This is a genomic window from Agrobacterium sp. Ap1, assembly GCF_017313375.1.
GTDB lineage: Bacteria > Pseudomonadota > Alphaproteobacteria > Rhizobiales > Rhizobiaceae > Neorhizobium > Neorhizobium cellulosilyticum.
In genome coordinates this window covers 483,089-495,989 of record NZ_JAFLMY010000004.1, presented here as the reverse complement: position 1 = coordinate 495,989, position 12,901 = coordinate 483,089, and the positions used below count along the sequence as shown (strand labels likewise).

General features: G+C 60.5%; 10 protein-coding genes. 6 read left to right on the top strand and 4 right to left on the bottom strand.

Translation table 11 applies throughout. From position 1 onward, the window contains the following. Positions 1-74 precede the first annotated feature (74 nt). On the bottom strand, positions 75-1,241 hold the full coding sequence (locus JZX87_RS11395) for a cysteine desulfurase family protein (RefSeq protein ID WP_206825505.1): 1,167 nt from the start codon (positions 1,239-1,241) through the stop codon (positions 75-77). 239 nt (positions 1,242-1,480) lie between these two features. Here JZX87_RS11395 and JZX87_RS11390 point away from each other — a divergent pair, with 239 nt between their 5' ends. From JZX87_RS11390 to JZX87_RS11375, 4 genes are all read left to right on the top strand, one after another. Then, entirely contained in the window at positions 1,481-2,158 is a 678-nt protein-coding gene (locus JZX87_RS11390; protein WP_183989266.1) for an alpha/beta hydrolase, read from the top strand. Positions 2,159-2,311: 153 nt separating this feature from the next. Then, the gene (locus JZX87_RS11385; RefSeq protein ID WP_206825503.1) at positions 2,312-2,677 is read left to right on the top strand and encodes a hypothetical protein; all 366 of its coding nucleotides are present in this window, start codon (positions 2,312-2,314) and stop codon (positions 2,675-2,677) included. A 79-nt stretch (positions 2,678-2,756) separates the two neighbouring features. Next, positions 2,757-5,285, top strand: a complete 2,529-nt coding sequence (gene secD, locus JZX87_RS11380; RefSeq protein ID WP_206825501.1) for a protein translocase subunit SecD — start codon at positions 2,757-2,759, stop codon at positions 5,283-5,285. Between the two features lie 82 nt (positions 5,286-5,367). Further along, positions 5,368-5,808, top strand: coding sequence for a YqaA family protein (locus JZX87_RS11375; RefSeq protein ID WP_206825493.1), 441 nt, complete (start codon positions 5,368-5,370; stop codon positions 5,806-5,808). Here the strand turns inward: JZX87_RS11375 and JZX87_RS11370 are convergent. Then, the gene (locus tag JZX87_RS11370; RefSeq protein ID WP_206825491.1) at positions 5,789-6,433 is read right to left on the bottom strand and encodes a class I SAM-dependent methyltransferase; all 645 of its coding nucleotides are present in this window, start codon (positions 6,431-6,433) and stop codon (positions 5,789-5,791) included. The two genes, JZX87_RS11375 and JZX87_RS11370, sit on opposite strands and share 20 nt — an antisense overlap. Positions 6,434-6,630: 197 nt before the next feature. Between JZX87_RS11370 and JZX87_RS11365 the strand changes: the two genes are divergently transcribed. Next, a complete protein-coding gene (locus JZX87_RS11365; RefSeq protein ID WP_206825484.1) occupies positions 6,631-7,998 on the top strand; it encodes an APC family permease in 1,368 nt (455 codons plus the stop codon). Positions 7,999-8,004: 6 nt separating this feature from the next. On the opposite strand, the gene JZX87_RS11360 is transcribed toward JZX87_RS11365, so the two are convergent. After that, positions 8,005-8,619 carry an HAD-IA family hydrolase gene (locus JZX87_RS11360; RefSeq protein WP_148148510.1) on the bottom strand — a complete coding sequence of 205 codons (615 nt, stop codon included), beginning with the start codon at positions 8,617-8,619 and terminating at the stop codon, positions 8,005-8,007. 201 nt (positions 8,620-8,820) lie between these two features. Here JZX87_RS11360 and JZX87_RS11355 point away from each other — a divergent pair, with 201 nt between their 5' ends. Further along, on the top strand, positions 8,821-9,591 hold the full coding sequence (locus tag JZX87_RS11355) for an SDR family NAD(P)-dependent oxidoreductase (protein WP_206825482.1): 771 nt from the start codon (positions 8,821-8,823) through the stop codon (positions 9,589-9,591). A 54-nt stretch (positions 9,592-9,645) separates the two neighbouring features. Here JZX87_RS11355 and JZX87_RS11350 read toward each other — a convergent pair whose 3' ends face one another. Then, positions 9,646-12,828, bottom strand: coding sequence for an efflux RND transporter permease subunit (locus tag JZX87_RS11350; protein WP_206825480.1), 3,183 nt, complete (start codon positions 12,826-12,828; stop codon positions 9,646-9,648). Positions 12,829-12,901: the final 73 nt, after the last annotated feature.

Below are 12,901 nucleotides of genomic sequence, written 5' to 3'. Positions count from 1 at the left end.
TGTAAGGGCCAAAAGGCGACTTTCCCACCTTTTGGCAAGCAGAAAATTGCTTTTCCGCCAGATCTGGAAGCCGCTTATGCGGCTTGTCCCGGCAGCTTGCGGCGACCGGCTATTTTCCTGAAGGCAGCGATGGCCGTCTCGATGTCGGCCTCGGTCGTTTCCGGTCCGAGCGAAATGCGCAGGCCCCCGATATCCGAGTTGAAGCCCATGGCCGTCAGGACATGGCTTTGACCGACCTTGCCGGATGAGCAGGCCGATCCTGCAGAAAGCGCGATACCTTCAAGATCGAAAGCAATCTGTCCCGTTTCCGCCTTAATCCCCGGAAGCGTGAAGAAGCTCGTATTGGCAACGCGCGGACCGTCTGCACCATGGATGACAACATCCGGTGCCGCCTGCACCATCGCCTGCTCCAGCCTGTCGCGCAGCTCGCCGATCCGCGTCCTGCGGCCTTCCATGTCTTCAGACATCACTTCAGCTGCCGCGCCGAAGCCGATGATTGCGTGAAAATTCTCGGTCCCCGAGCGGTGACCTTTTTCCTGACCGCCGCCTCGAATGAGCGGTTTAGGCATCAGCACTTCGCCGCGGGAAATGAGCGCGCCGACACCTTTCGGACCGCCGATCTTGTGCGAGGAAACGATCAGGAAGTCGGCATCCAGCGCATTGATGTCGAGCGCGATGCGCCCAGCCGCCTGAACCGCATCGACCACCATCAGGCCGCGATACTTGTGCGCAAGCGCTGCCGCTTCTGCCACCGGCTGGATGATACCCGTCTCGTTATTGACGATCATCACGGCCACCATCGGCAGGCCCGAAGCCTGATCGTGACTGGCGAGAAGCGCTTCAAGAGCGGTTAGATCGACGATACCGGCCGGCGTTACCGGCACTTCCGTCATCTGATCCGGCGCAAACCGGCCGCCTTCGCGGGTCGCCGGATGCTCGATGGCAGAAGCATAAAGACGCGATACCGTGACCGGCGCCCGGCCCATGCGATAATCCGGCGTCAGGACATGATTGGATGCTTCTGTCGCGCCACTGGTAAAGGTCACATGCGCAGGCTCGGCCCCGACGAGCGATGCGACCTGACGCCTCGCCTTTTCGACGGCAGCGCGGGCCACCCTTCCCTCGCTATGAACAGAAGACGCATTTCCCGGCAAGGAAAACGCCTCGACCATCGCGAGACGCGCAGCGTCCGATAGCGGAGCCGTCGCATTCCAGTCGAGATATGTCCTCTGCAAAGCCATCGCTTGAGTGCGCTTCCTTGGTCGCTCTATAGAATTGAACCCCACGCGACGCGCGGAATCCTCATTTTAGTTGAAATCTCAACTGCGCTTGCCTTATGAGACTTCGCAACAGGCATTGCTGTCGCATGCCTAAGTTTCGAATGGTTCTAAACTGAGTTCTAGAAAAGCTGAGCGCCTCCGTCAAGTCAAACTCGACGGCAAGCGTAAGTTGGAACCAAACACGATTGACCGGAGTACCGATGCCCGAAGTGATTTTCAACGGCCCTGCCGGCCGCCTTGAAGGACGTTACCAGCCCTCCAAGGAAAAGAGTGCGCCGATCGCGATCATCCTGCATCCGCACCCCCAGTTCGGTGGCACGATGAACAATCAGATCGTCTACCAACTCTTCTACATGTTCCAGAAGCGCGGTTTCACGACACTGCGCTTCAACTTCCGCTCGATCGGCCGCAGCCAGGGCGAATTCGACCACGGCGCCGGCGAATTGTCGGATGCCGCATCGGCGCTGGACTGGGTGCAGAGCCTGCATCCCGATTCGAAAAGCTGTTGGGTTGCCGGTTATTCCTTCGGCGCCTGGATCGGCATGCAGCTTCTGATGCGCCGGCCGGAAATCGAAGGTTTCATGTCGATCGCGCCGCAGCCGAACATCTACGATTTCTCGTTCCTTGCCCCCTGCCCGTCGTCCGGCCTCATCATCAACGGTGATTCGGACAAGGTTGCGCCGGAAAAGGACGTCAATGGCCTCGTTGAGAAGCTGAAGACCCAGAAGGGCATCCTGATCACCCACAAGATCGTCGAGGGTGCCAACCACTTCTTCAACGGTCAGGTCGATACGTTGATGGGCGAATGCGAAGATTACCTCGACCGTCGCCTACAGGGCGAACTGGTGCCGGAACCGGCCGCCAAGCGTATCCGCTAAATAGATCGGGCCTCGAAAGAGGCCCGTTTTGTTGACCGAATTGGTGTCGTCCTCTAGAAGGCGGCATCGTTCGAGATAATTCTGACCCTCTAATGTCCGGAGCAGGTGCGGATGGCGGTGTTCCCGCTGCGAAATCGGAAAAAGGGTGGACGCGTGCAAGCCGATCTTGCGCGCCTGCCGGTTCTTGTCGCCGCATTCCTGATTGCCCTCTTCGGTATGCTGGCCGGCTCTCCGCGGAACGCCGAGATTGCCACATCCGCAAGGCCGGTGGATGATCGCTCCGATCGTTCTCCGGTTCTGACCAAACGCGAGCCCCTGCGAGCCGTCTCGATTGCCGAGCGCAAGGATGGGGCAGGCACACACGCCTCCACCGACGAAGGCCTCCCAGCTCCGCAGTTTTTCGCCCTTCCGACAGTCGCCTACACTGCCGCCCGGGCACCGGGTCACAACAATGCTGTGATTGCCGATGATGATTGGCCGAGCACCCTGCCCCGCGCACCGCCGGTAGTGTCGGCCTGATTGAGACATTCGCCTCACGGCGCGAAATTTGACGGCCATGCCGACCGCTGACCGGTCCGGGCCAAACAGGATCTAGACAATGAGAAATTCTCCGTGGCTGGTGGGAAGCTATGCTCTCATCATCATAATCGGCATTCTGGTGGCGCTGCCGAATGTCATTCCGCAGTCCACACTGGACCGCATGCCGTCCTGGCTTCCCCATAGCCGCGTCTCGCTGGGTCTCGACCTTCGCGGCGGCTCGCATCTCGTTCTGGAAGTCGATCGCGCCGACCTGATCAACGAGCGCATCCAGAGCCTGACGCAGGATACGCGCCGCGTGCTGCGCGACAAGAACATCAACACGTCTGCCATCCGCCGTGCTGGTGACGCGATCCTCGTAACACTGCGCGATCCCGCCCAGCGCGATCAGGCCGTCACCGAACTGCAGACACTGGCAAACCCGGTCGGTCTCGGCTCGGTCGGCAGCTCCGACCTTTCGATCACCACGCCGAGCGACAACACGATTTCGATTGCGCAGACCGAAGCGGGCATCAACGCCCATATCGCCGGTGCCGTCGAGCAGAGCTTGGAAATCATCCGCCAGCGCGTCGACCAGGTCGGCGTTGCCGAACCGACGATCCAGCGCGTCGGCTCCGACCGCGTCCTTGTCCAGCTTCCGGGCGAACAGGACCCGTCGCGCCTTCGCCAGCTTCTCGGCTCGACCGCCAAGATGAGCTTCCATCTGCTCGGCACACCTGGCGAACCGGGCGTCACCATGCTCTCCGACGATCGCGGCCAGCAATACCCGGTTCTCGACCGCGTCGAGCTTTCCGGCGACCGTCTGACGGATGCGCGCGCCGCCTTCGAGCAACAGACACAGCAGCCGATCGTCACCTTCCGCTTCGACAGTGCAGGCGCAACCCGCTTTGCCCAGATCACCCAGCAGAATGTCGGCCGCCCGTTTGCCATCGTTCTCGACAACAAGGTTCTGAGCGCTCCGACCATTCAGACGCCGATCACCGGCGGCTCCGGCCAGATTTCCGGCAGCTTCACGCCTCAGGAAACCACCACGCTTGCAGCGCTCTTGCGCGCCGGCTCGCTTCCCGCCAAGCTGACCGTCATCGAAGAACGCACCGTTGGTGCCGACCTTGGTGCCGACGCCATTGAGATGGGTATCTATACCGGTCTCATCGGCTTCGCACTCGTCGTTGGCTTCATGCTGTTCCTGTACGGCTGGTGGGGCCTTCTCGCCAACACGGCGCTCCTCATCAACGTTATCCTGACCTTCGCAGGCCTGACGCTGATCGGATCAACCCTGACGCTGCCCGGCATCGCCGGTGTTGTGCTGGGTATCGGTCTGGCTGTTGATGCCAACGTTCTGATCAACGAGCGCATCAAGGAAGAAACCCGCAAGGGCAAGAGTGCCTTCGCGGCGATCGACGCCGGCTTTGCCCGTGCCTATTCGACTATCGTCGACTCCAACGTCACCAGCTTGATTGCGACCGTGCTTCTGTTCTGGTTCGGCTCCGGCCCGGTTCGCGGCTTTGCCGTCACCATGGGTCTCGGCATCATGATCTCGATGTTCACCGCCGTTTCGGTCGTGCGTGTCGCCATGGTCGCCATTACCGCCCGCCGCAAGCTGAAGAAGATCGAAATCAAGCCGCTTCTGCCGATCAACCTTGTGCCGGATGGTACCAAGATCCGCTTCATGCGTGGCCGCTATATCGGCATCGGCGTCTCGATCGTGCTTTCGATCGCCTCGGTCTTCCTGTTCTTCAAGCCGGGCCTGAATTACGGCGTCGACTTCCGCGGCGGTATCCAGATGGAAGTGACCACACAGGACACTGCAGATCTGGCCGCGTTCCGTTCCGGTCTCAGCGAGCTCGGCTTCGGGGAAGTCGGCCTGCAGGAGTTCGGTGCACACAACCGCGTTCTCGTGCGTGTCGAGCGCCAGGAAGGCGGGGAAGAGGCGCAGACGGTTGCCGTCGAGAAACTCAAGGCGGAAGTCGTCAAGATCGATCCGACTGCCAAGGTAGAACGGACCGAAGTCGTCGGCCCGAAGGTTTCGGGTGAGCTTGCCGTTGCCGGCTTCCTGTCGCTCTTCCTCGCTTCGATCGCGATGATGATCTATATCTGGGTGCGCTTCGAATGGCCGTTCGCGGTCGGCGCGATCGTCACCCTGATCCTCGACATCACAAAAACCGTCGGATTCTTCGCGATCACCGGGCTGGACTTTAATCTGACCGCTATCGCCGCCGTGCTGACGCTTGTCGGCTACTCGGTCAACGACAAGGTCGTCGTCTATGACCGCATGCGTGAAAACATGCGTATCTACAAGAAGATGCCGTTGCGCGACCTGATCGACCTGTCGATCAACGAAACGCTGGCACGAAGCCTCTACACCTCCGCCACGGCCTTCCTCTGCATGTTGCCGATGGCAATCTGGGGCGGCAGCGCCGTGTCGAGCTTCGCCATCCCGATGGTCTTCGGCATCGCGGTCGCAGCTCTTTCGTCGGTCTTCATCGCGGCCCCGATCCTGCTCTTCCTCGGCGACTGGCGCACCCGTCACCGGGCACAGAAGCCTGCAGAAGAGGTTGCGGAAGATACGAAGGGCATCAGCAAGGCCTGATCCCGTCATCAATAGACAGACGAAGGGGCGGATCGAATTCCGCCCCTTTTGCTATCCACGCTCGCCTGGAGTGATTGATTTCATGGTTATGGAGCTTGCCGCCTATGCGGGGCTTTTCTTTTCGGCACTCATCGCAGCGACGATCCTGCCCATGCAATCGGAGGCTATCCTTGTCGGCCTGCTGCTGACCGGTGAGCATTCCACCGTGGCTCTTTTACTCACGGCCTCGATCGGCAATACGCTTGGCGGCGCAGTCAATTGGCTTCTGGGGCGCGGCATCGAGCGTTTCAGGGGGCGGCGCTGGTTTCCAGTCAAAACAGCACAATTGGAGAAGGCGCAGCGCTGGTATCGGCGCTACGGAAAATGGTCGCTTCTGTTCAGCTGGCTGCCGATCGGCGGTGATGCGCTGACAGTCGTGGCCGGGGTTCTGCGCGAACCCCTTCCCACCTTCCTGCTGCTGGTGTTCATCGGCAAGGCAGCCCGTTACGCGGTTCTGGCCTGGGTCACTCTGCGCTGGGTGTGAAGTCGAAGGGTCGGCGCCGGGAAATGCGATAGACCGCAGCCGGTGGAATGTTGCGCACGGTGCCGCCGACACGCACGGCCTTCAGCCCCAGCCTATCGAGGATGCGCCGCGGCACCGGGCAACGTGGGCCATAAGTAAATTGATAGAGTGATGCTCCTGGCCGCAGATAGGCGAATACGCCGGCCAGGATCGCCGTTTGCTTGCGCGGCGACATCGAAAGAAGTGGCAGTCCGCTGACCGCAGCGCCTACACTCGGCTCCTCGAAAAGATGCGCCTTGCGCAGCCTGGACGCATCCATCTGCAAGACCCGCGCCTTGGGAAAGCGACGCTTCAGCCGTGGCAGGAATTCATCGCCATATTCGATCAGCGTCAGGTTATCCTCGGCGACGCCGCGCGCCAGAAGCGAGCGGGTAAATACACCCGTCCCCGGTCCAAGCTCGATCACCGCCCCGGCAGAGCCGTCGATTTCCTGCGTGATCAGCCTGGCGAGAGTTTCGCCCGATGCGGCAACCGCTCCCACTCGCAGGGGATTACTCGCCCATGAGCGAAGGAAATGCAGGATGTCCGACAACTGCGCCTCGCCGAAACCTGGCTCTGCTGCGATGACATCCGAAGCGTCTGCCATGGCGTCGCTTCGGCAGTGAGATCGAAACCAACGCATCGACAACATCTCCGTTTGGGGCTTGCGCGTCTGAAGGTGGTGAGTCCACCGGACAAGCGCAATGACCATCGCAAATTGTTGCGAAATGATGGCGGAGGGAACAATGCTTGGGCTGCCGCCATTAATGCGTTCAAAATCGATGCATGTGGAGGAGCCCGACGATGAAAAATACAATTGAGCCGATCGGGGACGATGAGGAACGTGGAGAACTGAAACGGGTCATGGGTCCCGGACTGCTGCTTCTGTTCATCGTCGGGGATGTGCTCGGGACCGGCATTTACGCGCTGACCGGACAGGTGGCGGCAGAAGTCGGTGGTGTCGTCTGGCTGCCGTTTCTGATCGCCTTTGTCGTCGCGCTCCTGACCGCCTGCAGTTATCTCGAACTGGTCACCAAATATCCGAAGGCAGCCGGTGCGGCGCTCTACACCCACAAGGCTTTCGGCATTCATTTCGTGACCTTTCTCGTCGCCTTCGCCGTCATGTCGTCCGGCATCACTTCAGCCGCCACTGCATCACGCGCATTTGCCGCCAACTTCTCGACTTCTCTCGGGCTGGACGTCGGCTCCTTCGGCGTACCGCTGATCGCCGTCGGCTTCATCGCACTCGTTGCGGCGATCAATTTTCGCGGCGTCGGCGAAAGCGTGAAATTGAACGTGCTCCTGACCGTCGTCGAATTGACCGGACTGCTGTTGATCATCGGCATCGGCCTCTGGGCTATAGCCGGTGGACAGGGTGACGTGTCACGCGCATGGACATTTGAAGCACCTGAAGGTGGAGGAGCTTTCTGGCCGGTCGTTGCGGCCACCACGCTTGCCTTTTTCGCCATGGTCGGCTTCGAGGACTCGGTGAACATGGCCGAGGAATGCAAGAAACCCAGCAAGATCTTTCCCAAGGTTCTCCTGGGCGGCCTCGCGATCACCGGCACCATCTACGTATTGGTGGCAATCTCGGCCATCACGCTGGTGCCGGCTGCAGAACTGGGCGAAGGTGAGACGCCACTCCTGAAGGTCATCCAGGCCGGCGCGCCCGCCTTTCCTGTGGGTGTCTTCGCCGTGATCACCATGTTTGCCGTCGCAAATTCGGCGCTGATAAACATGATGATGGCTAGCCGCCTCCTTTACGGCATGAGCCGCGAAGGCGTTTTGCCCGCTTCGCTGGGCAAGGTTCATTCGGCGCGCCGCACCCCATACATCGCGATCATCTTCACATCGCTGCTAGCGGTGGCGCTGATCCTGTTTGCGGGCGGCGTGAAGGAGCTGGGCGGCACGACGGCGCTGTTGCTGCTCTGCGTCTTCGCGATTGTCAACGTCGCCGTGCTGATCCTCAGGAAGGACAAGGTAAGTCACAAGCATTTTCGTACGCCGACTATCCTGCCCGTACTCGGTGCCTTGACCTGCGCCTTCTTCGCCGGCCCCTGGACAGGCCGCGATCCGATCCAGTACGTGATCGCTGGCTGCCTTCTCGTCCTGGGTACTGTGCTCTGGCTGGCCACGGTGCAGTTCATGCGCACCGCCAGCCAGTCGGCATAGTCAGGATTACCTGCTCCGGAATGACAGACGGCCGTCGCCCGCAACATTTGGGGCGACGGCGCTGTAGTCGGTTATCCGGTACTGCCCGCCTTCGACCGGGTGGCTGTGGGTGGCCGTAATCACCATGACTTCCGCCCCGGCCGCTTCACCTGCCTGAATGCCTGCCGGAACATCTTCGAATACGAGAACGTCGCTCGGGTTGACCCCGAGGCGTTCGGCACCCAGACGATAGCCCTGCGGATTGGGCTTGCCGATGGTGACGTCTTCCGCCGTGACGAGATATTTCGGCACCGGGATACCCGCAGCCGCGAGCCTTGCCTTGGCCAGTTCCAGCGGCGACGATGTGACGATCGCCCAGCACTCGACCGGCAACTGCTTCAGGAATTCGGCAGCGCCGCCAAGCGCAACAACGCCTTCGACGTCATCGATCTCTCCCTGCAGGATCTTTTCCGCCTCGACGATCGGATCGACGCCGGGCAGGTTCAGATCGGTGATCGTGTCGATGCCACGACGGCCGTGCATGGTCGGCAGGAATTTCTCCACATCGAGGCCCATTCCTTCCGCCCATTTGCCCCAAACACGCTCTGCGGCCGCAGTAGACGTCAGGATCGTTCCATCCATATCGAAGAGGAAGGCGGCATAGTCGCGCGACGGCAGGACGGACTTGACGGAAGCGGCAGAAGACAAGGGAATTCCTCTCGAAATGAGTGGTAGATGGCGGGATCTCCATGACTATCCCGCCAGTGACGCAGGCGCAAATAATCCCGTGATTTTTTAACATCCTGGCGTAAGTTTGCCGCGGGACATCAAAGGGAGGATCATTTGACATACCCATCCGTAAGCCATGCCGATCTCAGTGGACGTGGCGTCTTGATTACCGGCGGCGGCTCGGGGATCGGCGCAGCACTTGTCGAAGGTTTCGTCAAACAGGGCGCCAGGGTCGCGTTCATCGATATCGCCGAGGAGCCCAGCCGGGAGCTGGTCGAGGGACTGGCAAAAGACGCGGACCACAAACCGGTATTTGTCCGAGCAGACCTTTCCAACGTGGACGAGTCTCAAGCCGCCGTCCGCGAAGCTGCCCAGCGCCTGGGCTCGCTTTCCGTTCTGGTCAACAATGCAGGCTGGGACGACCGGCATGAAATGGCGGAAGTTACCGAGGACTATTGGGACAAAAGCCAGGCGATCAACCTGAAGCAGATGTTCTTCGTTTCGCAGGCGGCCGTGCCGTTCATCAAAGAAACGGGCGGTGGGGCGATCGTCAATTTCTCGTCGATCTCCTATCTGCTCAATACCGGCCGCATGCCGGCCTATACGACGGCCAAGGCCGGCATTATCGGGCTGACCAAGAGTCTTGCCGGAAAGCTTGGTCCAGACAATATCCGGGTAAATGCTATCCTTCCCGGCATGATCATTACCGAAAGACAGAAGCGCCTGTGGCTGACGGATGAAAGCATCGCCGCAATGATCGACCGGCAATGCCTGAAGCGAACGCTCGACGGAACCGATCTTGTCGGCCCTTGCCTGTTCCTCGCCTCAGACGCCTCCGCCGCCATGACCTCGCAGACGCTGGTCATCGACGGCGGAACGCTTTGATCAAAATAAAAATGCCGCACGGACGGAGAGAGATGTCCGCGCGGCCCGTGCAGCCTACTCTGCCGGGGAGAGAGTAGGCGCAACCTCGGTGCCGTGGCTCCGCAGCGGACGGTTGCCCGTCAGAAGCCGCGCCAGGATGTAGAATACCGGTGTCATGAAGATGCCGAAGAAGGTGACGCCGATCATGCCGGAGAAGACGGCAACACCCATGGCGGCACGCATTTCCGCACCCGCGCCGGTCGAGATGACCAACGGCACCACGCCCATGATGAACGCCATCGACGTCATCAGGATCGGGCGAAGACGCAACCGGCTCGCTTCCACCGCGGCCTCCAAGGGTTTCCTTCCGGCAAGTTCAAGTTCGCGGGCGAACTCCACGATCAGGATCGCGTTTTTCGCCGATAGCCCCACCAACACCACTAATCCTATCTGGGTGAAGATGTTGTTGTCGCCACCGGTCAGCCATACGCCGGTCAACGCTGCAAGCACGCCCATCGGTACGATCATGATGATCGCGATCGGCAATGTCAGGCTCTCATACTGGGCAGCCAGCACGAGATAGACGAGCAGCAGGGCGAGCGGGAAGACGATGATGCTCGAATTGCCGGCGAGGATCTGCTGGTAGGTCAGGTCTGTCCATTCGAAGTCGATACCCGAGGGCAGCGTTTCGGCGAGGATCTTGGTGATCGCAGCCTCCGCCTGCCCCGACGAATAGCCCGGTGCCGGAGCGCCGTTGATATCCGACGACAGGAAGCCGTTGTAGCGGGTTGTCCGTTCCGGACCTGCCGACGCATCGACCTTCAGGAGTGCCGAGAGCGGGATCATCTCGCCTGATTGCGAACGGACCTTCAGCTGGCCGATATCCTCAGACTTCGCGCGGTATTGCGCATCGGCCTGAACGCGGACGCTGTAGGTGCGGCCGAAGGCGTTGAAGTCGTTCACATAGAGCGAACCGAGATAGATCTGCAGCGTCTCGAACACATCCGTGACGGAGACACCGAGCTGTTCGGCACGGGCACGATCAAGGTCGGCATAGAGCTGCGGCACATTGATCTGGAAGCTGGAGAACACACCCGTCAGTTCCGGAGCCTGATAGGCCTTGGCCATGACGGCCTTGGTTGCCTCGTCGAGAGCCTCGTAACCGTAGCCAGCCCGATCCTCGATCTGCAGCTTGAAGCCGCCTGTCGTGCCGAGGCCGTTGACCGGCGGCGGCGGGAACATGGCGATGAACGCATCCTGGATACCGGCGTATTTCTGGTTCAGCGCCATCGCAATGGCACCGCCTGAAAGATCCGGCGTGGTGCGCTTGTCGAAATCGTCAAGCACGGCGAACACGATGCCCGAGTTGGAGCCGATGGTGAAACCGTTGATCGACAGGCCCGGGAACGCGATCGCATGTTCGACGCCCGGTTGCTCCATGGCGATATCGCTCATCCGCTTGATCACGTCTTCCGTACGGTCGAGCGTTGCACCATCGGGCAGTTGTGCGAAGCCGATCAGATACTGCTTGTCCTGCGCCGGCACGAAACCGCCCGGCACGGCACTGAACATGCCGTAGGTCGCACCGACCAGCGCCAGATAGATCACCATCACGATGCTCTTGCGCGACAGAAGCCCGCCGACAGACCGGCCGTAGCCGTTTGCCGCCTTACCGAAACCTCGGTTGAAGCCACGGAAGAACCAGCCAAAGATCTTGTCCATGCCGCGCGTCAACCAATCTTTCGGCGCATGGTGATCCTTCAAAAGAAGAGCCGCCAGAGCCGGAGACAAGGTCAGCGAGTTGATCGCGGAAATGACAGTCGAGATGGCGATCGTCAGGGCAAACTGGCGATAGAACTGGCCCGACAAACCGGTGATGAAGGCAAGCGGAACGAAGACCGCGACCAGAACCAGCGCAATCGCGATGATCGGACCCGACACTTCGCTCATCGCCTTGTATGTCGCCTCACGGGGACTTAGGCCATTCTCGATATTTCGCTCGACGTTTTCGACAACCACGATTGCATCGTCGACGACGATACCGATCGCCAGCACGAGACCAAACAGGGTCAGCGCGTTGATCGAGAAACCGAAGGCATACATGACCGCAAACGTGCCGATGACCGAGACCGGAACCGCGATCAGCGGAATGATCGAGGCACGCCAGGTCTGCAGGAAGATGATGACGACGAGAACGACCAGCGCGATGGCTTCGAGAAGCGTATCGAGAACCTTTTCGATCGACGAACGAACGAACTTGGTCGTGTCATAGACGATCTCGTATTTCACGCCTTCCGGCATCGCCTTCTGCAATTCGTCCATGGTGGAACGAACCTGATCGGCGATTTCGATCGCGTTGGAGCCCGGCGCTTGGAGAACCGGAATGGCCACAGCCGGCTGGCCGTCGAGAAGCGACCGCAGCGAATAGTCGGCCGCGCCGAGTTCGATACGGGCAACGTCGCGCAGACGGGTGATCTCGCCATTGGAACCGGTCTTGACGATGATATTGCCGAACTGTTCCGGCGTCGTCAGGCGGCCCTGGGCATTGACGTTCAGCTGCAGGTCTACACCCGGAACCGTCGGCGATGCGCCGATCGTGCCGGCTGCGGCCTGCACGTTCTGTCCACGGATTGCGTCGGTAATGTCGCTGGCCGCCAGCGAAAGCGCTGCGGCCTTCTGCGGATCGATCCAGATGCGCATCGAATAGTCACCGGCACCAAAAATCTGCACCTGGCCGACGCCTTCGATACGGGCCAGACGATCCTTGATGTTGAGCGTCGCATAGTTGCGCAGATAGGTCAGGTCATAACGGTCAGTATCTGAGACCAGATTGACCACCATGATGAAGTCCGGCGAGCTTTTCACCGTCGTGATGCCGAGCGCGCGCACTTCCGTCGGCAGGCGGGGTTCCGCCTGGCTGACGCGGTTCTGTACCAGCTGCTGCGCCTTGTCGGGGTCGGTGCCGAGCTTGAAGGTGACGGTCAGCGTCATGACGCCGTCGGACGTCGCCTGGCTGGACATGTAAAGCATGTCCTCGACGCCGTTGATCTGCTCTTCGAGCGGCGTTGCGACGGTTTCGGCGATGACCTTCGGGTTTGCACCCGGATAGGTCGCCTTCACGACCACTGATGGCGGCACGACATTCGGATATTCCGAGATCGGCAACGATCGCAGTCCCAGCAGGCCGGCAACCACGATGAGAATGGACAGGACCCCGGCAAACACCGGTCGGTCGATAAAGAAGCGGGATATGTTCATCTTGAAAGCCCTCTCTCCTGGGCGACGTTCAGGGCGCAAAAGGCCCCTGCGCCCGCAGTGCTATGCCGCGGGC

Excerpts from the sequence above, each read along its gene's own strand:
- JZX87_RS11395 (WP_206825505.1), bottom strand. The coding sequence starts at position 1,241 with ATGGCTTTGCAGAGGACATATCTCGACTGGAATGCGACGGCTCCGCTA.
- JZX87_RS11390 (WP_183989266.1), top strand. The coding sequence starts at position 1,481 with ATGCCCGAAGTGATTTTCAACGGCCCTGCCGGCCGCCTTGAAGGACGT.
- secD (WP_206825501.1), top strand. The coding sequence starts at position 2,757 with ATGAGAAATTCTCCGTGGCTGGTGGGAAGCTATGCTCTCATCATCATA.
- JZX87_RS11375 (WP_206825493.1), top strand. The coding sequence starts at position 5,368 with ATGGTTATGGAGCTTGCCGCCTATGCGGGGCTTTTCTTTTCGGCACTC.
- JZX87_RS11370 (WP_206825491.1), bottom strand. The coding sequence starts at position 6,433 with ATGGCAGACGCTTCGGATGTCATCGCAGCAGAGCCAGGTTTCGGCGAG.
- JZX87_RS11365 (WP_206825484.1), top strand. The coding sequence starts at position 6,631 with ATGAAAAATACAATTGAGCCGATCGGGGACGATGAGGAACGTGGAGAA.
- JZX87_RS11360 (WP_148148510.1), bottom strand. The coding sequence starts at position 8,619 with ATGGATGGAACGATCCTGACGTCTACTGCGGCCGCAGAGCGTGTTTGG.
- JZX87_RS11350 (WP_206825480.1), bottom strand. The coding sequence starts at position 12,828 with ATGAACATATCCCGCTTCTTTATCGACCGACCGGTGTTTGCCGGGGTC.